Genomic DNA, 23,809 nt, shown 5'->3' with positions numbered 1-23,809 from the left:
CGCCACCTCCCCGCAAGGAACCTGCCAGGCCTTGTTCAAGGGTCCTGCGCGCCCCCCGCCCGGATCTCCGCCAGCAATTCCTCGACCTTCGGCCCCAGCCCCTCGACGATCAGCCGCACCCCCTCGGGGCCCGGATGCAGCCCGTCCGCCTGCATGTAGGCCGCCATCGAAGCCGGGTCCGCAGGATCCGCCCCCGCCGCCCGCAACCCGGCGAAGAAGTCCTCGGCCAGAAGCGCGCCATACCGGCCCGCCAGATCGCCATACATCGCATCGAACGCCGCCTTGTACTCCGGCCCGAAGTTCCCCGGCGCCGTCATCGCCACCAGCAGCACCGGCAGCTTCCGAGCCCCGGCCTCCTTCAGGATGCCCTCCAGGTTGGCCTTCGAGGCCGCCGGGTCGATCCCGCGCAACAGATCGTTCCCGCCCAGCGTGACGATCACCCCGTCCGCATCCGGCCCCAGCGCCCAGCCGACCCGCGCAAGGCCCCCCGCCGTCGTGTCGCCCGAAACGCCCGCATTCTGCACCACCACCTCATGCCCGCGCGCCTTCAGCCAGCCTTCCAGCTGCGGCACGAGACCCTGCGCAGGGTCCGCCAGCCCGAACCCCGCCGTCAGGCTGTCGCCCAGCGCCACCAGCGTCACCGGCTCGGCCGAGGCAAGCCCGGCCGTCAACAACGTGACCGCCAGCCCATTGCGCAGCCCCCGCCCCGCGCCATATCCCTTTGCAACCATTGCCCCGAGGGACCGTTTCATGGCCGACGACATCCTCGCGCTCACCGACGCGCGCCTCACCCTCGCGGGCAATGCCGGGCCGGTGGAAATCCTGAAGGGCATCACGCTGACCGTCCACAAGGGCGAGACGGTCGGGCTCATCGGGCCATCGGGGTCGGGCAAGTCGTCGCTCCTCATGCTCATGGGCGGGCTGGAGCGCGCCACCGCAGGCCGCGTGCTTGCCCTGGGGCAGGACCTGACCGCGATGGACGAGGACGCGCTCGCCCGCTTCCGCCGGGGGAATATGGGGGTTGTGTTCCAATCCTTCCACCTCATTCCGACGATGACCGCGCTGGAGAACGTCGCCCTGCCGCTGGAACTGGCGGGCGCATCGGACGCCTTCCCCCGCGCCGAGGCCGAGCTTGCCGCCATGGGCCTGGGCAACCGGATGCATCACTATCCCAGCCAGATGTCCGGCGGCGAACAGCAGCGCGTCGCCCTGGCCCGCGCTGCCGCGCCGCGTCCCGCAATCCTTCTGGCGGACGAGCCCACCGGCAATCTCGACGGCGTCAACGGCCAGGCGATCATGGACCTGCTCTTCTCCCTTCGCGACCGCCACGGCGCGACGCTGGTCCTGGTCACCCACGCGCCGGAGCTGGCCGCGCGCTGCGACCGGATCATCCGCCTCGCCGACGGCCGCCTCGCGCCCGAGACCCACGCGAAAGCCGCCGAATGAGCCTCTCTCTCACCATCGCCCGGCGCGAGCTTCGCGGCGGCCTTCGCGGCTTCCGCGTCTTTCTCGCCTGCCTCGCCCTTGGCGTCGCCGCCATCGCCGCCGTCGGCACCCTTCGCGCCGGAATCCAGCAGGGCCTCGCCGATCAGGGCGCGGTGATCCTCGGCGGCGATGCCGAGATGCGCTTCACCTGGCGCAGCGCCGACACGGAAGAACGCGCCTATATGCAGCGGATCGCCACCAAGGTCTCCGAAGTCTACGACTTCCGCTCCATGGCGCTGACCCCCGGCGACCAGGCCCTTACCCAGATCAAGGCGGTGGACAGCGCCTGGCCCCTCACCGGCTCCGCGCAGCTCGACCCGCCGATTCCCGTTGCCGAGGCGCTGGCCGACACCGATGGCCTCCCCGGCGCGATCATGGACCCCGTCCTGATCGACCGCCTCTCTCTCAAACCGGGTGACACCTTCCGCCTCGGGACGCAAGACTTCCGCCTCACCGCCGCCCTGACCCGAGAGCCCGACTCCGCCTCCGCCGGCTTCACCCTCGGCCCCCGCACCGTGGTCCGGTCCGAGGCGCTGGCGTCATCCGGCCTCCTCACCGCAGGCTCGATGTACGAGACCCGCTACCGCCTGCTCCTGCCGCCCGGCGCCGACCTGCAGACCCTCGAGACCGAGGCGGAATCCACCTTCCGCGACAAGGGGATGCGCTGGACCGACAGCCGCCGCGCCGCGCCGGGGGTCGAGAATTTCGTCGACCGCATCGGCAGCTTCCTCGTCCTCGTCGGCCTCGCTGGCCTCGCGGTGGGCGGGGTCGGCATCTCGGCCGCGATCCGCAGCTATCTCGACGGCAAGGTGGAAACCATCGCCACCCTCAAGACCCTTGGCGCGGAAGGCGGGCTGATCTTCCGCATCTATCTCTGGCAGACCGCGATCCTCTCCGCCCTCGGCATCGCCATCGGCCTCGCCCTCGGCGCCGTCGCCCCGATCCTCGCCGCGCCCCTGATCGAGGCCTCGCTCCCCTTCCCGGCCGCGATCCGCCTCGCTCCCGGCGCGCTGGTCGAGGCCGCCGCCTACGGTGCCCTCTCCGCCCTGATCTTCACCCTCCTCCCCCTCGCCCGGACCGAGCGCATCCGCCCCGCCGCCCTCTATCGCGGCGGCAGCGGCACCCGCGCCTGGCCCCGCAAACGCTATCTCGCCGCCCTCGCCCTCCTCGCCGTCGCCCTGATCGGCACCGCCACCTGGCTCTCCGGCATCCCCGAACTTGCCCTCGGGGCAGCGGGCGGCGTCCTCGGATCGCTCCTCGTGCTTGCGCTCGCGGCGCGCGCGCTGCGTCTCGTCGCCAGGCGCCTGGCCCGCACCCGCCTCACCCGCGGCCGCCCCGCCACCCGCGCGGCGCTGGCCGCCATCGGCGCGCCCCGCTCCGACGCCACCTCGGTCGTCCTCTCGCTCGGCCTCGGGCTTTCGGTGCTGGCGGCGGTGGGCCAGATCGACTGGAACCTGCGCCAGGCCATCGCCACCGACCTGCCGACCCGCGCCCCCGCCTTCTTCTTCATCGACATCCAGCCCGACCAGATCGACCCCTTCCGCGCGCTGATGCAGGCCAACCCCGCCGTGACCGAGATGGAAACCGCCCCGATGCTGCGCGGCGTGATCACCCGGATCAACGACCGCCCCGCGCGCGAGGTCGCCGGCGACCACTGGGTCGTACGCGGCGACCGCGGCATCACCTATGCCGCCAGCCCCGGCGAAAAGACCCGGATCACCGCCGGAACCTTCTGGCCAAGAGACTATGCCGGCGAGCCCCAGATCAGCTTCGCCGCCGCGGAAGCCGAGGAGATCGGCCTGAAGCTCGGCGACAGGATGACCGTCAACATCCTCGGCCGCGACCTGACCGCGACCATCACCTCCTTCCGCGAGGTCGACTTCTCCAATGCCGGAATGGGCTTCGTGATGACGCTGAACCCCTCGGCCCTGGCCGGTGCCCCCCACACCCATATCGCCACCGTCTACGCCCCCCCGGAAGCCGAGGCGCAGATCCTGAGGGACGTGACGAAGACCTGGCCCAACATCACCGCCATCGGCATCCGTGAGACCGTCGGCCGCGTGACCGAGGCGCTGTCCGCCATCGCCACCGCCACCGCCTGGGCCGCGGCCGGGACACTCGTGACCGGGTTCGTCGTCCTGGTCGGCGCCGCGGCGGCCGGCGAGCGCGCAAGGATCTACGAAGCCGCGATCCTGAAGGTGCTGGGGGCCAGGCGGGGGAAGATCCTCGCCAGCTTCGCCCTGCGCTCCGCCCTGACCGGCGCGGCCGCGGGCATGGTGGCGGTGATCGCGGGCGGCATCTCGGGCTGGGCGGTGATGACCTTCGTGATGGAGACGGACTACCGCTTCGAGCCGTTCTCGGCCCTCGGCATCATTGCGGGCGGCATCCTCGCCACCCTGCTTGCGGGCCTTGTCTTCGCGCTGCGGCCGCTGTCCCTCCGCCCCGCCCGCACGCTGCGCGCCCAGGAATGAGGCGGGAGCGGAAATCGAACGATTTCCGTCACGATTTCCGAACGGAAATCGCCGCCTCGCCGTGCCGCAGGCGCCGCAGCGTCAACCCGACCGCCCGCAGCTCACGGCTTTCCGGCTTCACCCGAACCAGCAGCCCGGCCAGCGCGCCAAGCGGCGTCAACCACCTTGCCAGCCGCGCGACCCGCGCCATCGCCCCCGGCGGCGCATTTCCGGCGTAGCCCGCCAGCGCCGCCTCCAGCCAGCGCGCGTCCCCGGGCCAGCGGGTGAAGGCCGTCTGCGCGAGCATCACCACATCCGCCGCCTGCCACAGCCCGCCCCGCCGCGCCGGGCGGAAACGTTCAAGGTCGATGAACCGCGCCTCCTGCCCGTCCCAGCAGATGTCCCGCACCGCCGGCCGGCCATGCACCATTCCCGCCCAGTGCAAAAGGCCCAGCGCGCGGCCCGCCCGCGCGAAGGCGGCCAGTTTCCCGGCCTCGTCCCGCGAAGGATCGGCCACCACCTCCGGCAGCACCGGCCCCGCATCGGGCATCAGCATCCAGTCCGGCCCCTCCAGGACCACCGCCGCCACCGGCAGCCCCGCCCCTTCCAGCGCCCGCAGCCCTTCGCGCTCGGCCGCGAAGGCCCGCGCCGGATCGCCCTTCTGCAGCCGCATCCGGCCCGAGAGCCGCTCCACCCGCTTCAGCCAGAACCGGCGCCCGTCCGGCAGCACCACTTTCCGCACCCGGCGAAAGGGCTCGGCCAGGGCGGCCTGCACATGGGCTTGCAGATCAGGGTCGGGCAAGGGGCCACTCCGGCGATACCGGGGCCATGTAACGCCTTGCCGTCAGCTTTGTAACCCTAGGCGAAGAAGCCCGGCCCGGCGCGGTCTAGAAGCTCCTCGGCCAGGGCGCGACCGATCGCCGCGCCCTCGTCCGCCGGCCCCCGCCGCTCGCCCGCCACCGAGGCCGAGCCGTCCGGCCGCAGGAGCTCGCCCCGCAGCCAGAGCCGGTCGCCCTCCAGCACCGCCAGCCCGGCGATCGGCGTCTCGCAGGACCCGTCCAGCCGCAAAAGGAAGCTCCGCTCCGCGGCGAGCCGCAGCCCGGTGTCGCGGTCGTGGATCGCGGCCAGCATCGCGGCCACCCGCGCATCGTCCGACCGCCGTTCGACCCCGATCGCGCCCTGGGCGACGGCGGGCAGCATCTCCTCGGGCTCGATGGCCGAGCGCACCACGTCCAGCATCCCCAGCCGGGTCAGCCCGGCCATGGCGAGGAAGGTCGCATCCGCCACCCGCTCCTCCAGCTTGCGCATCCGGGTCTGCACATTGCCCCGGAACTCCACCAGCTTGAGGTCCGGCCGCCGCAGCGCCAGTTGCGCCCGCCGGCGCAAGGACGAGGACCCCACCACCGCCCCCGCCGGCAGCTCGGCGATCGAGCCATGGCGCAGCGAGACGAAGGAATCGCGCACATCCGCCCGCTTCAGGTAGCAGTCCAGCACCAGCCCCTCGGGCTGCAGCGTCGGCATGTCCTTCATCGAATGGACCGCGATGTCGATGCCGCCGTCCAGCAGCGCCTCCTCGATCTCGCGGGTGAACAGGCCCTTGCCGCCGATCTCGCGCAGCGCCTTGTCCTGGATCTGGTCGCCGGTGACCTTGATCACCACGGTCTCGAAGGCCGCCTCGGGCAGGCCGAAGGCCGCCATCAGGCAGCGCCGCACCTCATGCGCCTGCCACAGGGCCAGCACAGAGCCACGGGTTCCGATCTTCAGCGGGCGGGCGGGGGTGGGCAGATCATCGCGCATGGGTGCAGCCTTACCCCTGTCGGGCGCGGGTGACAACTCTTGACAACCCCCGCGCCACGGCCGACCCATGGGCCGACTGGAAGGATGCCCCGATGACCAAGACGATCCTGCGCGCCCTGAAGGGCGAGGTGCTGCCCACCCCGCCGATCTGGATGATGCGCCAGGCCGGCCGCTACCTGCCGGAATACCGCGAGACGCGCGCCAAGGCCGGCGATTTCCTGACGCTCTGCTACACGCCCGAGCTTGCGGCCGAAGTCACGCTGCAACCGATCCGCCGCTACGGCTTCGACGCGGCGATCCTCTTCGCCGACATCCTGCTCCTGCCGCAGGCCCTTGGCCCGAAGCTCTGGTTCGAGACCGGCGAAGGCCCCCGGATGGAGACGACGGACACCCCCGCCCAGGTGGCGAACCTGCGCCCGACCGAGGCGATCCACGACACGCTCTCCCCGGTCTACGAGACGGTTCGCATCCTGGCCCGCGAACTGCCGAGGGAAACCACGCTGATCGGCTTTGCCGGCGCGCCCTGGACCGTGGCCACCTACATGGTCGGCGGCAGGGGCTCGAAGGACCAGGCCGCCGCCCATGACCTCAAGGCCCAGGACCGCCCCACCTTCGAGGCCCTGATCGAGCGGATCACCGAGGCCACGATCGAATATCTCTCGGCCCAGATCCAGGCCGGGGCCGAGGTGGTCAAGCTTTTCGACAGCTGGGCCGGCAGCCTGAAGGGCCAGGATTTCCGCGACTTCGCCGAGGCGCCGGCCGCGCGGATCATCGCCGCGCTGAAGGCCCGCCACCCCGGCATCCCGGTCATCGCCTTCCCGCGCGAGGCCGGGCAGGGCTATATCGGCTTTGCCCACCGCACCGGGGCCGACTGCGTCGCCATCGACAATTCGGTCAGCCCGGAATGGGCGGCGGCCAATGTCCAGGTCGACGGCTGCGTGCAGGGCAACCTTGCGCCCGAGCATCTGGTGACCGGCGGCCAGGCCCTGGTCGCCGCCACGCGGCATGTGGTGCGGGCCTTCTCGAAGGGGCCGCATATCTTCAACCTCGGCCATGGCATCACCCCGGAGGCGAGCCCCGAGCATGTGCAACTGATGATCGACACGGTGCGCGGCGGCTGAGGTCGCGCCATATTTCTTGAGGAAGGAATTTGTCAAAATCCTTCCTCAAGGATTTCGGCCCCTTGCCGCAAGCGCGCCCGAAGCCCCTGCCGGGGGCAACCGTCGCAGCCGCTCCAGCAGACAGCCGTTTCCCGGGAAAGATCCTGCCTTCCCAACTCTTTCACTCCAAGGATGCCGCCGGCCCAGTCGCCAAAAGGATTGAGGGTCAGGCCAACCGCCGTCGCCAGCAGGGCCAAATTTCTTCCTCAAGAAATTTGCCAAAATCCTTCCTTCAAGGATTTTGCGGCCCGCCCCGCAATGCACGCCGCTTGACCTGCCCGGCCCCTCGGCCCGACAGTGGGCCAGACGCCGTGGAACCCGCGAGATGCCAGAAACCAGCCTCCGCAGCCGCCTGCGCACCCTCTACGAGAGCCACGGCCCGGTCGGGGATCGCTTCCGCTATGCGCTCCTGGCCTTCGACCTGGCGATCGTGGCCTGGCTGGTCGCCTCCTCCTTCCTGCCGCGCGGGCTGCACACCACGACGATCGACATCTCGATCGGCGCGATCTTCCTTGCCGACCTGATGGTCCGGCTCTGGATCGCCCGCCGCCCCTCGCGCGAGATCTTCAGTCTCTGGGGCCTCGCCGACCTGCTGGTGATCTTCTCCCTTCTGGTCCCGATCTGGGGCGAGGGACTGGCCTTCCTGCGGGTGCTGCGGCTTTACCGCGTGTTCCATTCGCCGCAAACGCTGACCCAGCTGCGCGACGACCTCCCCGGCTTCCGCCGGAACGAGACCGCGCTGCGGGCCGGGCTGAACCTGCTGATCTTCCTCTTCGCGATGACGGCGCTGGTCTACCAGACGCAATCGGGGATCAACGAGCGGATCGGGAACTATGTCGATGCGCTCTATTTCACCGTGTCCACGCTGTCGACCACGGGCTATGGCGACGTCACGCTGGTGGGCACTTCCGGCAAGCTTCTGTCCGTCGTGACCATGATCATCGGGATCAGCCTTTTCCTGCGGCTGGTGCAGGTGATCTTCCGCCCGCGCAAGGCCCAGTTCCGCTGCCCGACCTGCGGCCTCGGCCGGCATGACGCCGACGCCGTGCATTGCAAGGCCTGCGGCACGGTGCTGGCGATCCCGGACGAAGGGCTGGATTGAGCCGCATCCCCCTCGGGTCCGGACCTCTCCCGCCGCGGGCGATCCGCTCACCCCATCCGCAGCGCCATGTCCAGCATCCGGTTGGAAAAGCCCCATTCGTTGTCATACCAGCCGAAGACCCGCAGCATCCCCGCCCCGGTCACCTTGGTCTCGGGGCAGGCCATCACCACGCTTTCCGGCCGCGCCCGCAGGTCGGTCGAGACCAGCGGCCGGTCGGTCGCGCCGATCACCCCCCCGGCGGCGCGGAAGGCGGCGTTGACCTCGTCGGCCGTGGGCCGGGCTTCCGTCACCAGGTGGAAGTCCAGGCAGGAGACCGAGGCCACCGGCACCCGCACCGCCTGCGCCACGATCCGCCCGGCAAGCGCCGGCAGCACCCCGTCCAGCAGCCGCGCGGCACTGGTCGTGGTCGGCACCATCGACAGGGCCGCCGCCCGGCTGCGCGGATAGTCGGCCGCCGGGGCATCGACCGTGGGCTGGCTGCCGGTGTAGCAGTGCACCGTCGTCATCGAGCCGGTGACGATCCCCCAGTTCTCGTGGATCAGCCGCGCCAGCGGGGCCAGCGCATTGGTCGTGCAGGAGGCGTTCGAGACGATCCGCTGCCCGGCCAGCACCGCATCGTTGGCCCCGAGCACCACGGTCGCCTCGGCCGCCGAGGAGGGGCCCGAGACCAGCACCCGCGCCGCCCCGGCCTTCAGGCCGCGCTCGGCCACCTCGCGCGTCTCGGCCCGGCCGGTGCATTCCATCACCAGGTCCATGCCGGCAAGGTCCAGGCCCGACAGGTCGCCCGTCCGGTAGAGCGGCACCCGGCGGCCGTCGACCGCCAGAGCCCCGCCGTCCAGCGCCACGGTCCCGCGCCAGGGGCCGAAGACGCTGTCGTATTCGAAGAGATAGGCGCACATCTCGGGCGCGGCGATGTCGTTGATCCCGACGATCTCCAGCCCCGGCCAGCGCGACGGGGCCTGCATCCAGGCCCGCAGCACCGACCGGCCGATCCGGCCGAACCCGTTGATGAAGACCCGCATCGCCTGTTTTCCCCCGCTGTGCTCTGCGCAGTCTCACCACGCGGCGCGCGGCGCTTCAACCGGGCTCTTGTGTCCGTCACAATCCCCCGGACCGAAGAAGGGCGGACCCCAACGTCGGACTGGAAACGCAAACGGTTGCCGCGTAACAAAGGAGGGCCAGCTACCGGCCGCCCCACAGGAACTGTCACAATCCTGTCGGAGACGCGGGCTACGGGAAGTCGGTCAACATAGGAGGACGACCCAAATGATGCTCAAGACCGCCCTTGGAACGGCAAGTATCGTCGCAATGCTTTCGGCAAGCGTTGTTTCCGCGCAGTCGCTCGAGGAAATCGAGGCCGCTGCCAAGGCCGAAGGCACTCTGACCACCATCGCCCTGCCGCATTCCTGGTGCGGCTATGGCGCGGTCATCGAGGGCTTCAAGGCCAAGTATCCCGAGATTTCCGTCAACGAACTGAACCCCGACGCGGGCTCGGCCGACGAGGTCGAGGCGATCAAGGCCAACAAGGACAACAAGGGTCCGCAGGCGCCCGACGTGATCGACGTGGGCCTGTCCTTCGGGCCTTCGGCCAAGGCCGAGGGGCTGACCCAGCCGCACAAGGTCGCCACCTGGGACGAGATCCCGGATGCGGTCAAGGATGCCGAGGGCCACTGGTACGGCGACTATTACGGCGTCATGTCCTTCATGGTGAACAAGGACCTGGTCGAGAACGCGCCGCAGGACTGGGCCGATCTCCTGAAGCCGGAATATGCCGGGCAGGTCGCGCTGGCGGGCGATCCGCGCGCCTCGAACCAGGCGATCCTCGCGGTTCTGGCGGCGGGCATGGCCACCGGCGCCGCCCCGGGCGAAGCGGCCGGGAAGGCCGGGCTGGAGTTCTTCAAGCAGCTGAACGCGGCGGGCAACTTCGTCCCGGTCATCGGCAAGGCCGGCACGCTGGCGCAGGGCACGACGCCGATCGTCATCGCCTGGGACTACAACGCCCTGTCGTGGAAGAACGACCTGGCCGGCAACCCGCCGGTCGAGGTGGTGGTGCCGAAGTCGGGCGTCCTGGCCGGCGTCTACGTCCAGGCGATCAGCGCCTATGCGCCGCAGCCGAACGCGGCGAAGCTGTGGATGGAATATCTCTACAGCGACGAGGGTCAGCTGGGCTGGCTGAAGGGCTACTGCCACCCGGCGCGCTTCAACGCGATGGCCGCCGCCGGCAAGATCCCGCAGGACCTGCTGGACGCCCTGCCGCCGGCCGCCGCCTATGAGGCGGCCTATTTCCCGACGCTGGACGAGGTGAACGCCAACAGCGCCGCCGTCACCGGCGGCTGGGATTCGGTCGTCGGCGCCAACGTCGAATGATCTGATCCGACGCTTCTCCCCGTCCCGGTCGCACCGGGGCGGGGAACGCTCACCCTGGCCGCCAGACGCCACGGGGGCATGACCGACAAGGGGGACCGACCGTCGATGCCACAAGCCCGCCCGCGCGCCCGTCCGAAGTGGCGCCTGCCCGTCGAATGGCTGGGCATCCTGCCCTTCGTGGCTTTCGCGCTGCTGTTCCTGATCCTGCCGACGATGAAGATCGTGATCGGGGCCTTCCAGTCGCCCGACGGCGGCTTCACGCTGCAGAACCTGATCGACCTGAACACCGACTCGATCCGCAACGCCTACTGGACCTCGATCAAGCTGTCGCTGATCACCGCGCTCCTGGGCTGCGCGGTGGGCTTCGCCATGGCGGCGGCGGTGGTGTTCGGCGGCCTGCCGAAGCGGCTGCGCAGCCCGCTCCTCACCTTTTCCGGCGTCGCCTCGAACTTCGCGGGCGTGCCCCTGGCCTTTGCCTTCATCGCCACGCTGGGGCCGGCCGGGCTGGTCACGCTGTGGCTGAAGACCGAGTTCGGCATCAACCTGCGCGCCTATGGCTTCAACCTGCTGTCCTTCTGGGGTCTCGTCGTCACCTATCTCTTCTTCCAGATCCCGCTGATGATCCTGATCATCATCCCCGCGCTGGACGGGCTCAAGCGCGAATGGCGCGAGGCGGCCGAGGTGCTGGGCGCGACCTGGGCGCAATACTGGCGCATGGTGGCGCTGCCGATCCTGTTCCCCTCGCTGCTGGGCACCTTCGCGCTGCTGTTCGCCAATTCCTTCGGCGCCGTCGCCACCGCCTTCGCCCTGACCGGGCCGCAGCTGAACATCGTGCCGATCAAGCTTTTCGCGCAGATCCGCGGCGATGTGCTGGGCAATCCGAACCTCGGCTATGCGCTGGCCTTCGGGATGATCGTGATCACCGGGCTGGCCAATGTCATCTACATCGTCTTGCGCACCCGGTCCGAGAGGTGGCTGAAATGAAGCGCCTTGTCGCCTGGGCGGCCTTCCTTCTGGGCTGCCTCTACTTCCTTCTGCCGCTGATCGGGATGACCGAGTTCAGCCTGAAGATGCGGCGGGGAGAGTATTCCTTCGACGCCTATGTCCGCGTCTTCGAGGACCCCCGCTTCTGGGAGACCTTCGGCTATTCCCTGACCCTGGCCGCCGCCACGATCGTCTTCGGCGTGCTCCTCGTGGTGCCGACCGCCTATTGGGTGCGCCTGAAGCTGCCGCAGGCCCGGCCGATCATCGAGTTCATCACCCTCCTGCCGCTGGTGATCCCGGCCATCGTCATCGTCTTCGGCTATATCCGGCTCTACAACACCTCGTCCTTCCTGCCGCTGACCGGCTCGGCCTTCGGGACCGACATCCTCTTGACCATGGGCTATGCCACCCTGGCCCTGCCCTACATGTACCGCGCGGTGGACACCGGGCTGCGCACCATCGACGTCGCCACCCTGACCGAGGCGGCGCAGTCGCTGGGGGCGGGCTGGTTCACCATCCTGGCGCGGATCATCCTGCCGAACGTGCTGGTCGCGGTCCTGTCGGGGGCCTTCCTGACGCTCGCCATCGTGATCGGCGAATTCACCATGGCCGCGCTGCTGAACCGCCCGGCCTTCGGCCCCTACATGCAGCTTCTGGGCGCCAACCGCGCCTACGAGCCGCCGGCCCTGGCCGTGATCGCCTTCGCCATCACCTGGGGCTGCATGGGGCTGATCCAGCTTGTCACCCGCTTCTCGAAACATGAAAGGGCGAAAGCCTGATGGCCTTCCTTGAGCTGACCGACCTGGAAAAGACCTTCGGCGCCAACCGCGTGGTCAAGGCTTTCAGCCTGGCGATCGAAAAGGGCGAGTTCGTCTCGCTGCTGGGGCCGTCGGGCTGCGGCAAGACCACGGTGCTGCGGATGGTGGCGGGGTTCGAGGCCCCGACCTCGGGCACGATCCGGATCGACGGGCATGACGTCGGCGACCAGCGCGCCAACCAGCGCAACATCGGGATGATGTTCCAGGCCTATGCGCTGTTCCCGAACATGACCGTCGCCGACAACGTGGCTTTCGGCCTGCGCGTCAAGGGCGTCTCCCGGTCCGAACGGGACGCCAGGGTGGCCGAGATGCTGCAGTTGATCGGCCTGCCCGACCTGGGCGCGCGCTTTCCCTTCCAGCTGTCGGGCGGCCAGCAGCAGCGGGTCGCGCTGGCGCGCGCGCTGGCCCCCCGGCCGCGCGTCCTTCTCTTGGACGAGCCGCTGTCGGCGCTGGATGCCAAGGTCCGCGTCTCCTTGCGCAACGAGATCCGCGAGATCCAGCGCGAGCTGGGGATCACCACGATCTTCGTGACGCATGACCAGGAAGAGGCGATGTCGATCTCGGACCGGATCGTGGTGATGAACGGCGGCATCGCCGAACAGGCCGGCGCCCCGTTCGAGATCTACAACAAGCCCAGCACCCGCTTCGTGGCGGGGTTCGTCGGCACGCTGAACATGCTGGAGGCCAGGGTCGTCGCCCCCGAGGCGGGACGCGTGACCGTCGCCGGACAGGCGCTCGACCTTGCGCAGGCGATCCCGGCGGCAGAGGGCGCTTCGGTCACGCTCGCCCTGCGCCCCGAGGCGATCAGCCTGGGCCGCGCCGAGGGACGCGAGGTCGTGCTGCCCGCAACCATCGACGAGGTGCATTTCCTGGGCTCGGTCATCCGCATCCGGGCGCGGGTCGAGGGGTCCGTCGTGGCGCTGGACACGTTCAACCGCCCCGACCAGCCACCGCCGCCGGTCGGCAGCGCGGCCGAGATCAGCTTTGCCGCCGTGGATGCGATCCTGCTGCCGGCGTGAGTTCAGAACAGGCCGAGGAACCGCTCCGGCAGCTCATGCTGCTCGTTGTAGTCCGGCCGGGCGAATTCCCAAAAGCCGGTATCGCCGCGCGGCTTGAAGCTGCGGTGCATCCTCCGGCGGTAGGGACCCATCTGGAACCCCTCGAGCTTCGGCAGGACGGCGAACCCCTCGAACAGCGCGCGGTCCTCGCCCCTGGCCTCGGCGAACCAGTGCCGCCCGATCGAGGCCTCCTTGACCCCGACCCCGGTCGCCGCCGCCACCGCATTGCGGGCGTTCATCACCTCGACATAGGCCGGAAAGTCGCAGAACTTGAGGTGGAAGAGATACAACTCGTCCGGGGCGTGCAACTTGTCATGCGAGGCGAAATGCCCGCCGCGCGCGATCTTGGTCCCGGCCGAGATCACGCAGGGCTTGGAGTAATGCGGCGCGACCCGGACATGGCGGCGCGGACCCAGCACCTTGCCGGCGATCGGCTCGGGCTCCAGGTCGATGCGGTGGATCACCTCCAGCCCCAGCGGGGTCAGCACCCGGTCGGCCGGGATCGCCGCCAGCCAGGGCACCAGGTCCTTGCCGGCCGCCGGATCGACCACCACCAGCTCGTCCACATCGCCGACGATGACATGGTCGTAATAGACCCGCAGGCCCATGACGAGGTTGTTCAGAAGCCGCCAGCGCCGCATGTCGAAGTTCTTGTGATGCTCGCCGGGGATGCCGATGATGTTGCAGCCCGCCGCCATCGCGCTGACCCCGGCCCCGCGGCCGTGATTGACGACATAGCAATTCTCGCGCCCCAGCCGCGTGCCGTAATAGTCCAGCCAGATCCGCAGGAAGAACGGATCGTCCCGGACCATCGTGACCGCCGCCACCGTCGTCTGCATCCCCGGCCCCGTCGTTGTTGTTCTTGCCCGGAACGCAGCCTAACCTCATTCCACAGCAGCGAGAATCGCAAAATGTCGCCCGTTCCGAGGTAAAGAGTGCCCTATCCCATCCCCGCCGACTTTGCGACCACCGGACTGTTCTGCGCCGCCCTGGGCACGAAGGTCGCCCGGTTCCAGGTGATCGGCGAGCGCAGTTCGGGCACCAATTTCGTCAAGCGGATCCTGGGGCGCAACCTGCCGCTTGCCGCGACCGAGGCGCTTGGCTGGAAGCATGGCCATGCGCAGATGCTGCAGGTCCCTTCGGACCTGGTGGTGGTGATCGCGGTGCGCCGGGCCGACGACTGGGCGCGGTCGATGTTCGCCAAGCCCTGGCACAGCCGCCCCGGCATGCAGCGCCTGGCCTTCCCCGAATTCATCCGTGCCCCCTGGGACACGATCATCGACCGGCCGCGCTATTTCGACATGCATCTGGCCGGGCCAGAGCCGGGCCAGCCGCTGCAACAGGATCGCGACCCGGTCACGGGACGGCGCTATCCCAACCTCTTTGCGCTGCGCCGGGGCAAGCTGGCCTCGCATCTGGGGTTCCTGAACCGGGACTGCAACGTCTGCCTGCTGCGGATGGAGGCCGCCATCGCCGATCCGCAGGGCCTGCTGATGGCGTTCCGGGCGGCGTTCGGCCTGCCCGCCCCGGATACGGCGCTGCGGCCGGTGCTGAAACGGCTGGGTGCGCGGTTCCAGCCGGCGGTGGCGGCGCGGCCGCCTTTGCCCGAGATCCTGTCGGCCGACGACCTCGCCTTCCTGCGCGCGGAATGCGACCAGGAACTCGAGGCGCGGCTCGGCTATCGCTATCCGGCAAGTGCGGCCTGAAGCTGCGACGGCGCCCCGAAGCTCACGGCTGCGCGCGGCTGCCGCACGCTTCGGCCTGGCGCGAGACCCAGATCGGGTTGTTCACCTCGGCCGCCTCGCCCAGCGCGAATTCCAGCATCGCCCGCCGCACCGGGGCACGCAGCGAGGCATCGCAAAGCGGCAGCCGCTCGAGGTCGAAGTCGTCGGTGAGAAAGCCGCGCGACACCAGGATCACCGGCAGGTCGGGGCGGCTGCGGCGCAGCACCAGGAGGCTCTCGAGCGCGGCCAGGATGCCTCCCATGGCGTCAAGGTCGATCAGCGCAAGGCCGATCCGCCGATCCGCCGCCAGCGAGGCCAGCAGCTCCGGCGCCGGTTTCGCCCAGGCGATTGCCACCCCGTCCCGCCGCAGCCAGTTCGCGACATCGGCCATCGTGCCCTCGGGGCGGCCGAAGAGGGCCACCCGCCCGGCAGTTTCCGCATCCGGCGCGGGCTGCGGGACCGGCCACAGCGCGGCCGCCGAGGCCAGATGCGCGAGGCCCGCCAGAAAGCCGTTGCCCGGCGCTTCGATCCGAATCCTTGCTGTCACGCCCGGCCCCCCAGCTTTGCCCCAGTATCCCCCCGCAGGAGAGAAGGGGGAGACGGGCAAAAGTTGCGAAGGACCGCCCAGAGGACAGGGCGCCATACTTTCGTCGCCACCGGCCATCCCATCGAACGGGCGTCCAGCGCGAAACAAAGCACTGCGCCGATGCGGCGCATCGTGCGATCGCCGGTCTTTTGGGGGATTTTGGCGGACCCGGAGCGATTCGAACGCCCGACCCTCAGATTCGTAGTCTGATGCTCTATCCAGCTGAGCTACGGGTCCGCAATGCCGGGCGATGTAGCCCCCCGCGGCGGGCAATGCAAGGGCAAATCATGCAAAAGATTCGGTTGTTTCCTTCGGCAGGTGGATGGTGAACTCCGTGCCCTCGGCATCGGAGCGCGCAAGCTCCAGCCGGCCGCCATGGCCGCGCACCAGTTCGGCGGCGATGGCAAGGCCAAGGCCGGTGCCGCCCTTGCGCGCGCCGCCCTGGAAGGCCGAGAACAGGTGCTCGCGCGCCTTGGGCGGCAGGCCGGGCCCGGTGTCGCCGACGCGGATCCACCATTCGCCCTCGTCCTCGCCGGCGGAAAGCTCGATCGTGCCGGGCTGGCCGGTGGCCTCGATCGCCTGGCGGGCGTTGCGCATCAGGTTCGAGAGCACGCGGTGGAGCTGCTCGCCGTCGGCGCGGATCGTCAGGCCCGGCGGGATGTCGATCAGGCAGGTGATCTGCGTCTCGGTCCCCAGCCCCTCGCCTTCGGCCACCTCGCCCGCCAGCTGGGCCAGGTTCAGGCGGCGCAGCTGCGGCGGCGGTTCCTCGGCCTTGCCGAAGGCCAGCGTCGCCTCGCACAGGCTGACCGCACGGCTGATCGAGTTGATGAGCTTCGGCGCGGACCGGGCCACGGCGGGGTCGGCGCTGCCTTCCAGCCGGTCGGCGAACAGCTGCGCCGTGGTCAGGATGTTGCGCAGGTCGTGGCTGATCTTGGCCACCGCGCCGCCCAGCTGGGCCAGCCGCTCCTTCTGGCGCAGCGCGGCGGTCAGCTGGGTCTGCATGGATTTCAGCGCCTCCTCGGCCCGGCGCAGTTCCTCGACATCGGCATTGGGCTCGATCACCCGGCGGGCATCCTCGGGCGCCTCGGCATAGGTCTGCATGTGATGGACGACGCGGCGGATCGGCAGGACCAGCAGGCGCTGGACCGCGATGAACAGAAGGAAGGCGGTGACCACCGAGATCAGCGCCGAGAGGAACAGGATGCGCAGCCCGTAGTCCAGCATCGCCAGGCGCAGCGGCCGGGTCTCCATCGTGACCTCGATCAGCGTGCCCGCGTCCTGCACCGGATAGCCGATCACCCGGACGATCCGGTTCTGCGGATCCATCATCAGGGCGAAGGCATCGCGGATCAGCTCCCACGGGCCGGCCACCCGCAGGTCGTAGGTCGCGTGGATCTCGCCGGGGACCGGGGACGACAGGACAAGCTGGCGCACCTCGTTGCGGCGCAGGACGACGTTGTAGACCTCGGCATTGGCAAGGAGCTCGGCCTCGAGCTCGGGCATGATCATGTCCTCGGTCGCAAGCTGGGTCAGCGCCGCGATCTGGGCCTGTTTCAGCCGGGTCAGCAGGAAATCGGCGCGGTAGCGGGCGATCGAGGGGACGAAGATCAGCACCTCGGCCAGCATCACGAAGATGACCGTAAGGATCAGGAAGCGCCCCGACAGGGTCTTGAAGAAGCCTCTGCGCCGTTCCGCCACCTGGTTCGTCCTTGCCCGGTGTCAGGGCACCCGGTCCTGGATCAGGCGCACGATGCGCCGCAGCAGGGGGTTCCCGAACAATCTCGGGCTAAAATAGGCACCTGCGGCCCGTTTGGAAACCTCTCCCAGCGTCGGATAGGGCAGGACCGTGCTGGCCACGGCGGAAAGTTTCAGCCGGGCGGCGATGGCAAGCGACCAGAGGGAGATCAGCTCTCCGGCCTGCGGGCCGACGATCGTGGCCCCGACCGGGCGGCCCCGGACCACCATCACCTTGGCAAAGCCCGTGCCCAGGCCTTCGGTCCTTGCGCGGTCGTTGTGCGCAAGCCCGGCGCGGGTGACGGTCAGCCGCTCGCCATGCACAGCGCGGGCCTCGGCCTCGGTCAGGCCGACCTGGGCCAGTTCGGGCGCGGTATAGGTCACGCGCGGAATGGCGCGGGGGCCGGCGCGGGAGGGCAGGCCCAGGACGATCCGGCGGATCACGATCCCGGCCTGCCATCCCGCGAGATGGGTGAACTGCGGCCCGCCCGTCACGTCGCCCACCGCATAGACCCGGCGGTTGGTGGTCCGCAGGCCGGGGGTGACGGTGACGCCTTGCGCCGTATGGGCGATCCCGGCCTCCGTCAGTCCAAGCCCCTCCAGCGCGGCCCTGCGGCCGGTGGCGAGAAGGAGGTGGCTGCCCCCCACCCCGGTCCCGTCGGCAAGGGTGGCCTCGATCCCCTCTGCCCCGCCCGCCAGGCGGACGACCGCCTGCCCCTCGATCAGCCGCACGCCCTCGGCCCGCAGCTGGTCCAGCACCAGCGCGGCGGCCTCGGGATCCTCGCGGCCAAGGGCCGTCGCGGCCTCGATCACCGTGACCTCGCTGCCAAGGCGGCGGTGGGCCTGGGCCAGCTCGATCCCGACCGGCCCGCCGCCAAGGATCACCAGATGCCGGGGCCGGTCGCGCAGGGCGAAGATGGTCTCGTTGGTCAGGTATGGCGTGGCCTCGATGCCCGCGATTTCCGGCACCACCGGGCGCGAGCCGGTGGCGAGGACGAAGCGGCGGGCGCGGATCCGATACCCGCCGGCCGCGACCTCGCGCGGCGAGGTGAAGCGGGCCATGGCGCGGATCACGGTGCAGCCAAGCCCCTCGAACCGCGCCTGGCTGTCCATGGGAGCGATCCCGGCGATCACGGCAGCGACATGGTCCCTGACGGCGGCAAAATCGATCCGGGGATCCTGCGGCGCGATGCCGGGAAAGCCGCGCCGCTGCGCCTCGGCCGCGCGGGCGGCGGCGATCAGCGCCTTCGACGGCACGCAACCCGCGTTCAGGCAGTCGCCGCCCATCTCGCCGCCCTCGACCAGGACGACACGGGCCCCCATCTGCGCCGCCCCGGCCGCCACCGACAGCCCGCCCGCTCCGGCGCCGATCACGCAGATGTCGGTCGTCAGCATGTCAGGGCCCTTTCCTCAGCGCCCGAAGCAGCATCGGCAGCGCCGCCAGCGCGGCAAGCCCCACAAGCGGCAGGAGAACGGGGGGCGAGAAGATCAGCGCCAGGTCCGGGCGCCCCCCTTGCGCGAAGACCTCGCCCAGGCCCGCGCCGACCGAGGTGAAGACGAAGGCCGCCGGGATGATGCCAAGGAAGGTGGTGGCGGCATAGGTCGGCAGGCGGGTGCCGGTGAAGGCGGGGATCAGGTTGGCCAGGAAGAAGGGCACGGCCGGCACCAGCCGCATCATCAGGAGCACCGACCATTCGTTCTCCCGGATCGCCGCGATCAGCCCGGCGGCCCGGCCGCCGCCGCGGTTCAGGCGGCTTGCGAAGCTGCCGCCAAGGCCCGAACGGGCGGCAAGGAAAAGCAGGACCGCGCCCGAAGTGGCGGCGGTGACGTTGAGAAGGACGCCGGGAAAGAGGCCGAAGAGGAATCCGCCCGCCAGCGTGGCCACGGTCCCGCCGGGCAGGCTCAGCGCCACGATCGCGACATAGGCGGCCAGGAAGGCGGCGACGCTGGCCAGGTAATGCGCATCGCGGAAGGCGAGCAGCGCCTCGCGGTGCCGGGCAAGCGCCTCGACCCCCAGCGCGTCGCGGAAGAACAGCGCCCCCAGCAGCGCCGCAGCCAGGAGCGCAAGGATCGGCACGCGCCGCAGCCAGATGCGGCGCTGGCCAGGAATCCGGGAGGTGATCTGCGGCGGGCCTTGCATGGGGGGCGAAGATGGCCGAAACGGGGAGCCTTGGACAGGGGCATGGCCTGCCCTCACGCCGCATTGATCCGGCCGGCGGAAGGCGGGACGCGGTTGAAACATTTCGGTGCCGGCCGGTGCGGAATGTTGCAGGAAATCCGCGCCGGATGCGTTGACTTGCGGGCCGGTCGCCCGTAAAGGACGGGCTTCAAGTTCAAGGGCCCTCGAATCCCGTCAGGGTTCGGGTCAATTACGGAGAGCCGCGATGAAGCGCACCTTTCAACCGTCGAACCTGGTCCGCAAGCGCCGCCACGGCTTCCGTGCGCGCATGGCGACGAAGAACGGCCGTCTTGTGCTGGCTGCCCGCCGCGCCAAGGGCCGCCACAAGCTGACCGCCTGATGCCTGCCCCTGCGGGGGCGATCGGTGGCATGATGACACCGCCGGAGAGCCAGGGGACGCGCGACCGCGCCGCACCCGAAGGCTCGCCGGCGGTTTCGCTTTGCGTGTTGCGCAAGCGCGCCGACTTCCTGAAGGCCGCCAGCGCCCGGCGGCAGGGGACGGATGGCTTCCTCTTGCAGGCCCGCGACCGCGCCGATGGCGACGCGGCGGTGCGCGTGGGTTTCACCGCCTCGAAGAAGATCGGCAATGCGGTGGCCCGCAACCGCGCGAAACGGCGGCTTCGGGCCCTGGCGCGCGAGTTGCTTGGCCCGGCGGCCCGGCCCGGCTGGGACTATGTGCTGGTCGCCCGGCCCGAGGCGACCGTGACCCGCCCCTATGCCGACCTGTGCGCCGACATGGAGCGGGCCCTGCGCTCGGTCCACCGCAGATGACGCCCCTGGCCCATGTCCTTGCCCTGCCGGTGCGGGCCTACCGCCTGCTCCTGTCGCCCTGGGTCGGGCATGGCTGCCGCTTCCAGCCGACCTGCTCGGCCTATGCGCTCGAGGCGCTGGAGCGGCACGGCGCGCTGAAGGGCGGCTACCTGACCGCGCATCGCCTCTGCCGCTGCCATCCCTGGGGCGGGCATGGCTATGATCCGGTGCCGGGCGCAGACCCCGGACACGACGCGGGGCGCTAGGGCCGGGGCCACGATTTCCGAACGGAAATCGGCACGAATTCCGTTCGGAATTCGGTGCCGCGTCGATCCGGCGTCACTCCAGGGTGGCGATGATGGCGCGGAGGGTCTCGATCCCCTCGCCCTTTTCCGAACTGGTCACCACGATCTCGGGATAGGCCGCCGGATGCTTCGCCAGCGCGCCCTTGACCTGTTCGATCACCGCCTCGCGCTCGGCGCGGTTGATCTTGTCCACCTTGGTCAGCACCGCCTGGAAGGTCACCGCCGAACGGTCGAGCAGCTTCAGGATCTCCGCGTCGACCGCCTTGATCCCGTGCCGGGAATCGACCAGCACGAAGGCCCGGCGCAGGGTCTGGCGACCGGCGAGATACTGTTTCAGCAGCGCCTGCCACTTGGCGACGACGGCCACCGGCGCCTCGGCATAGCCATAGCCGGGCAGGTCGACCAGATAGCGCGATTCGCCCAGGGCGAAATAGTTGATCTCCTGCGTCCGGCCCGGCGTGTTCGAGGCCCGGGCCAGGGTCTTGCGGCCGGTGAGGGCGTTGATCAGGCTGGACTTGCCGACGTTCGAGCGTCCCGCGAAGCAAACCTCCACCCGGTCGGCCGGAGGCAGGCCCGCCATGGCGACGACGCCCTTGACGAAGGTCACCGGCCCGGCGAACAGAAGGCGCCCCGCCTCGCGCGGTTCTTCCTCGGCCTCGGGCGCAAGGGTGAAGGTCAGGCTGGTCACAGATGCACCTCGTCTCCCAGGGCCACGGCCCCCGCCTGGATCACCCGGGCGAAGACGCCAAAGTCGGTATGGCCGAACCGGCCCGACAGCGCGGCCATCACATCGGCGTCCTGCCGCCCGGTGCCCGGGTTCGCCCCCGTCGCGCGGCAGCGCCCGATCGGCTTTTCGATCCGCAGCCGGGCATTGCCGATGCCGATCTCCTGCCCGATCAGTTCCAGCTCGGCGCGGGGCGGCAGGCCTTCGATCCAGATATTGCCGCGGAAGCGGTGGATCGACAGCTCCTGCCCCATCTCGTCGGAAAGCTCGGCCAGAGAGGACAGGCTGTTGATCGAGACCAGCGGCTGCTCCTGGTCGGTCATGGCCTGGCCGGGGACGCGGACCACCCGCGCCGGCTCGGGCCGGGTATCGGGCCAGAGCGGGCGCAGCCAGTCGATCAGCCGCGCGGCATCCCCGGGATCGTCCGGGCGAAAGCTTGCGCCTTGCAGCTGCGGATGGCTGAGCGTGACCCGGCCCGCCGCCGCGTCCGAGGTGCAGGCGACGGCCATCAGCCCGGCCGAGCCCCAGCCGCGCAGGAACTGCAGCTTGGGCGCCCATTCCGGAGGCTCGGCCAGGCGGGCGGCGGCATGGGCCACGGCCCAGACCCGGTCGAAGGGAAAGGCCGCGCCGGGGCTCAGCGCGGCCGTCTCCACGGGCTCGTGCCCGGCGGACTTGATCGGATGGCGAACCAGATGCGCGACCCGCGCCCTCACTTCTTGCCCTTCTTCGGCTGCGGCGGCGCGGCCTTGGCCTCGGCCCTGGCGGCGCGGGCCGAGCGGATGTTGCCGAAGATGTCGGGGCGTTTGCCGTGGCTCCACATGATCAGGTACTGCTGCACGAAGGTGATCGTGTTGTTGGTGATCCAGTAGATCACCAGGCCCGAGGCGAAGCCCCCGAGCATGAACATGAACACCCAGGGCATCCAGGCGAAGATCTGCTGCTGCACCGGATCGGCGGGGGCCGGGTTCAGCTTCTGCTGCAGCCACATGGTGATGCCGAGCAGGATCGGCAGCGCGCCGATGAAGATCAGGTGCAGGATCGTGCCGGAGGCGGGCGCATCCCAGGGCAAGAGGCCGAAGAGGTTGTAAAGCGAGGAGGGATCGGGCGCGGACAGGTCCCTGAGCCAGCCGAAGAACGGCGCATGGCGCAACTCGATGGTGACGAAGATCACCTTGTAGAGGCTGAAGAAGATCGGGATCTGGATCAGGATCGGCAGGCAGCCCGCGGCGGGGTTCACCTTCTTTTCCTTGTAGAGCTGCATCATCTCGCGCTGGAGCTTCTGCCGGTCCTCGCCCGCGCGTTCCTTCAGCGCCTCCATCTCGGGCTGCAGCTCCTTCATCCGCGCCATCGAGACATAGGATTTGTAGGCCAGCGGCAGGACCAGGAACTTGAGGAAGAAGGTCAGCCCGATGATGGCCAGGCCCATGTTGCCGATCAGGCCGTGCAGCCAGTGCAGGACGGCGAAGATCGGCTTCGTGAGGAAGTAGAACCAGCCCCAGTCGATCGAGTCGATGAAGCCCGGGATGCCGCCTTCGGTCTCGTAGGCGCGGATGGTGGCCCATTCCTTGGCCCCGGCGAACAGGCGGATGGTCGAGCTGGCCTCGGCCCCGGCGGCAAGGTTGACGGCGGGCGGACGGACCTCGGCCTGGTAGATGCCGCCCGAGGGGACGTATTTCAGCACCTGCTTGTAGGGCTTGCCCTGCTCGGGGACCAGGGTGGTCATCCAGTAGTGGTCGGTGAAGCCGATCCAGCCATCGGTCGCGGCCTCGGTCACCTGGGCGGGCTGGCCCTCGTTCGGATCGACCGCGAACTCGGTCAGGTCGGCATAGTCGGTCTCGGTCAGCTCGCCATCGGCGCGCTGCACGGCGCCCTCGTGGACGACGAAGATCTTCTGCAGCTGCGGCAGGCCGTGCCGGGCGATGATGCCGTAGGGCTGCAGGCTGACCGGATCGGCCGAACCGTTCTTCACATGATCGGTGACGGTGAACATGTAGTCCTCGTCCACCGCGATCTCGCGGGTGAAGGCCAGGCCGTTCGGGCTGGTCCAGCTCAGCGTGACCGGCTGGCCCGGGGCCAGCGCGGTGCCGCCGGTCGTGGTCCATTCGGTCATCGCGCCGGGAACGTCGGCGCCCTCCAGCCCGCTGCCGGGCAGCCAGCCGAAGACCGAGTAATAGGGCAGGTTCTCGCCCACCGGCGAGAGGAGCCGGACGGTGTCCGAACCGGGGTCCAGCGTCTCGTGATAGGCCTTCAGCGACAGATCGTCGATCCGGCCGCCCAAGAGCGAGATCGAGCCGCCGAGCTTCGGCGTGTCGATGGCGAGGCGCGGTGCCTGGGGGACGGGCTCGATGGCCGGGGTGGCGCCGGGGGTCGTGGCCGTCGTGGCATCGGCGGCCGGGACGGTGGCGGTGCCCTCGGCGACCTCGGTCGCGGGCGGGGTCACGGCCGGCTCGGGCGGCGGGAAGAAGACGAACCAGATGACCATCACGGCGGCGGAGAGCGCCATCGCCAGGATCAGGTTCTTGTTGTTCTGCTCTTCCATCGGCCCGCACCCAAGCATCATCGGATCAGCGGTGCTTCAACGACAGG

General features: G+C 69.9%; 24 protein-coding genes and 1 tRNA gene. 12 read left to right on the top strand and 13 right to left on the bottom strand.

The window, feature by feature from the left end; all coding sequences use genetic code 11:
- Positions 1–35: 35 nt before the first annotated feature.
- On the bottom strand, positions 36–752 hold the full coding sequence (locus I7S92_RS06180; RefSeq protein WP_197642612.1) for an arylesterase: 717 nt from the start codon (positions 750–752) through the stop codon (positions 36–38).
- On the opposite strand from I7S92_RS06180, the gene I7S92_RS06175 reads away from it, so the two are divergent.
- Positions 751–1,446, top strand: a complete 696-nt coding sequence (locus tag I7S92_RS06175; RefSeq protein ID WP_197642611.1) for an ABC transporter ATP-binding protein — start codon at positions 751–753, stop codon at positions 1,444–1,446. The genes I7S92_RS06180 and I7S92_RS06175 overlap by 2 nt on opposite strands.
- Positions 1,443–3,956 (top strand): ABC transporter permease, encoded by a 2,514-nt coding sequence (locus I7S92_RS06170; RefSeq protein ID WP_197642610.1) that lies wholly within the window; start codon positions 1,443–1,445, stop codon positions 3,954–3,956. The genes I7S92_RS06175 and I7S92_RS06170 overlap by 4 nt, the downstream gene beginning before the upstream one ends.
- 28 nt (positions 3,957–3,984) lie before the next feature.
- Here the strand turns inward: I7S92_RS06170 and I7S92_RS06165 are convergent, their stop codons facing one another.
- Both I7S92_RS06165 and hemC read right to left on the bottom strand, forming a co-directional pair.
- Positions 3,985–4,737, bottom strand: coding sequence for a BUD32 family EKC/KEOPS complex subunit (locus I7S92_RS06165; RefSeq protein WP_197642609.1), 753 nt, complete (start codon positions 4,735–4,737; stop codon positions 3,985–3,987).
- Between the two features lie 56 nt (positions 4,738–4,793).
- Positions 4,794–5,732, bottom strand: a complete 939-nt coding sequence (hemC, locus tag I7S92_RS06160; RefSeq protein WP_197642608.1) for a hydroxymethylbilane synthase — start codon at positions 5,730–5,732, stop codon at positions 4,794–4,796.
- Between the two features lie 92 nt (positions 5,733–5,824).
- On the opposite strand from hemC, the gene hemE reads away from it, so the two are divergent.
- Together hemE and I7S92_RS06150 are read left to right on the top strand one after the other, a co-directional pair.
- Entirely contained in the window at positions 5,825–6,853 is a 1,029-nt protein-coding gene (gene hemE, locus I7S92_RS06155; RefSeq protein WP_197642607.1) for a uroporphyrinogen decarboxylase, read from the top strand.
- A gap of 364 nt (positions 6,854–7,217) precedes the next feature.
- The gene (locus I7S92_RS06150) at positions 7,218–7,994 is read left to right on the top strand and encodes a potassium channel family protein (protein ID WP_197642606.1); all 777 of its coding nucleotides are present in this window, start codon (positions 7,218–7,220) and stop codon (positions 7,992–7,994) included.
- 47 nt (positions 7,995–8,041) lie between these two features.
- Here I7S92_RS06150 and I7S92_RS06145 read toward each other — a convergent pair whose 3' ends face one another.
- Positions 8,042–9,016, bottom strand: a complete 975-nt coding sequence (locus tag I7S92_RS06145; RefSeq protein ID WP_197642605.1) for a type I glyceraldehyde-3-phosphate dehydrogenase — start codon at positions 9,014–9,016, stop codon at positions 8,042–8,044.
- A gap of 244 nt (positions 9,017–9,260) precedes the next feature.
- Between I7S92_RS06145 and I7S92_RS06140 the strand changes: the two genes are divergently transcribed.
- The 4 genes from I7S92_RS06140 (at position 9,261) to I7S92_RS06125 (ending at position 13,182) form a co-directional block, all read left to right on the top strand.
- Positions 9,261–10,361: an ABC transporter substrate-binding protein gene (locus I7S92_RS06140; protein ID WP_197642604.1), complete on the top strand. Its 1,101-nt coding sequence runs from the start codon at positions 9,261–9,263 to the stop codon at positions 10,359–10,361.
- Positions 10,362–10,466: 105 nt separating this feature from the next.
- Positions 10,467–11,345 carry an ABC transporter permease gene (locus tag I7S92_RS06135; protein ID WP_197642676.1) on the top strand — a complete coding sequence of 293 codons (879 nt, stop codon included), beginning with the start codon at positions 10,467–10,469 and terminating at the stop codon, positions 11,343–11,345.
- The gene (locus I7S92_RS06130; RefSeq protein ID WP_197642603.1) at positions 11,342–12,124 is read left to right on the top strand and encodes an ABC transporter permease; all 783 of its coding nucleotides are present in this window, start codon (positions 11,342–11,344) and stop codon (positions 12,122–12,124) included. Before I7S92_RS06135 ends, I7S92_RS06130 begins: the two co-directional genes overlap by 4 nt.
- Positions 12,124–13,182 carry an ABC transporter ATP-binding protein gene (locus I7S92_RS06125; RefSeq protein WP_197642602.1) on the top strand — a complete coding sequence of 353 codons (1,059 nt, stop codon included), beginning with the start codon at positions 12,124–12,126 and terminating at the stop codon, positions 13,180–13,182. Before I7S92_RS06130 ends, I7S92_RS06125 begins: the two co-directional genes overlap by 1 nt.
- A 2-nt stretch (positions 13,183–13,184) precedes the next feature.
- Here the strand turns inward: I7S92_RS06125 and I7S92_RS06120 are convergent, their stop codons facing one another.
- On the bottom strand, positions 13,185–14,060 hold the full coding sequence (locus I7S92_RS06120) for a glycosyltransferase family protein (protein ID WP_197642601.1): 876 nt from the start codon (positions 14,058–14,060) through the stop codon (positions 13,185–13,187).
- Positions 14,061–14,156: 96 nt separating this feature from the next.
- On the opposite strand from I7S92_RS06120, the gene I7S92_RS06115 reads away from it, so the two are divergent.
- On the top strand, positions 14,157–14,927 hold the full coding sequence (locus I7S92_RS06115; RefSeq protein WP_354001308.1) for a hypothetical protein: 771 nt from the start codon (positions 14,157–14,159) through the stop codon (positions 14,925–14,927).
- A 22-nt stretch (positions 14,928–14,949) separates the two neighbouring features.
- On the opposite strand, the gene I7S92_RS06110 is transcribed toward I7S92_RS06115, so the two are convergent.
- From I7S92_RS06110 to I7S92_RS06090, 5 genes are all read right to left on the bottom strand, one after another.
- Positions 14,950–15,492 carry a response regulator gene (locus tag I7S92_RS06110; protein WP_197642600.1) on the bottom strand — a complete coding sequence of 181 codons (543 nt, stop codon included), beginning with the start codon at positions 15,490–15,492 and terminating at the stop codon, positions 14,950–14,952.
- 199 nt (positions 15,493–15,691) lie between these two features.
- Positions 15,692–15,768 (bottom strand) — tRNA-Arg (locus I7S92_RS06105).
- Positions 15,769–15,816: 48 nt separating this feature from the next.
- Positions 15,817–17,157, bottom strand: a complete 1,341-nt coding sequence (locus tag I7S92_RS06100; RefSeq protein WP_197642674.1) for a sensor histidine kinase — start codon at positions 17,155–17,157, stop codon at positions 15,817–15,819.
- Positions 17,158–17,250: 93 nt separating this feature from the next.
- Complete coding sequence (locus tag I7S92_RS06095; RefSeq protein ID WP_197642599.1) at positions 17,251–18,660, bottom strand: dihydrolipoyl dehydrogenase family protein; 1,410 nt, start codon at positions 18,658–18,660, stop codon at positions 17,251–17,253.
- Between the two features lies 1 nt (position 18,661).
- On the bottom strand, positions 18,662–19,405 hold the full coding sequence (locus I7S92_RS06090) for a TVP38/TMEM64 family protein (RefSeq protein WP_197642598.1): 744 nt from the start codon (positions 19,403–19,405) through the stop codon (positions 18,662–18,664).
- 244 nt (positions 19,406–19,649) lie between these two features.
- On the opposite strand from I7S92_RS06090, the gene rpmH reads away from it, so the two are divergent.
- From rpmH to yidD, 3 genes are read left to right on the top strand one after another with little or no spacing between them, the layout of a single operon-like run.
- Complete coding sequence (gene rpmH / locus I7S92_RS06085; protein ID WP_103259146.1) at positions 19,650–19,784, top strand: 50S ribosomal protein L34; 135 nt, start codon at positions 19,650–19,652, stop codon at positions 19,782–19,784.
- Positions 19,785–19,816: 32 nt separating this feature from the next.
- Complete coding sequence (gene rnpA / locus I7S92_RS06080; RefSeq protein ID WP_197642673.1) at positions 19,817–20,215, top strand: ribonuclease P protein component; 399 nt, start codon at positions 19,817–19,819, stop codon at positions 20,213–20,215.
- Positions 20,212–20,460: a membrane protein insertion efficiency factor YidD gene (yidD, locus tag I7S92_RS06075; RefSeq protein ID WP_197642597.1), complete on the top strand. Its 249-nt coding sequence runs from the start codon at positions 20,212–20,214 to the stop codon at positions 20,458–20,460. The genes rnpA and yidD overlap by 4 nt, the downstream gene beginning before the upstream one ends.
- A gap of 73 nt (positions 20,461–20,533) precedes the next feature.
- Here the strand turns inward: yidD and yihA are convergent, their stop codons facing one another.
- Genes yihA through yidC form a run of 3 tightly spaced genes read right to left on the bottom strand, consistent with a single transcriptional unit; the run spans position 20,534 to position 23,762 of the window.
- On the bottom strand, positions 20,534–21,187 hold the full coding sequence (yihA, locus tag I7S92_RS06070) for a ribosome biogenesis GTP-binding protein YihA/YsxC (protein ID WP_197642596.1): 654 nt from the start codon (positions 21,185–21,187) through the stop codon (positions 20,534–20,536).
- The gene (locus tag I7S92_RS06065; RefSeq protein WP_197642595.1) at positions 21,184–21,936 is read right to left on the bottom strand and encodes an MOSC domain-containing protein; all 753 of its coding nucleotides are present in this window, start codon (positions 21,934–21,936) and stop codon (positions 21,184–21,186) included. The genes yihA and I7S92_RS06065 overlap by 4 nt, the downstream gene beginning before the upstream one ends.
- Complete coding sequence (gene yidC, locus I7S92_RS06060) at positions 21,933–23,762, bottom strand: membrane protein insertase YidC (RefSeq protein ID WP_197642594.1); 1,830 nt, start codon at positions 23,760–23,762, stop codon at positions 21,933–21,935. The genes I7S92_RS06065 and yidC overlap by 4 nt, the downstream gene beginning before the upstream one ends.
- Between the last annotated feature and the right edge of the window lie 47 nt (positions 23,763–23,809).

Source organism: Tabrizicola soli, assembly GCF_015999335.1.
Lineage (GTDB): Bacteria > Pseudomonadota > Alphaproteobacteria > Rhodobacterales > Rhodobacteraceae > Tabrizicola > Tabrizicola soli.
This window is presented reverse-complemented; position numbering and strand designations above follow the sequence as displayed.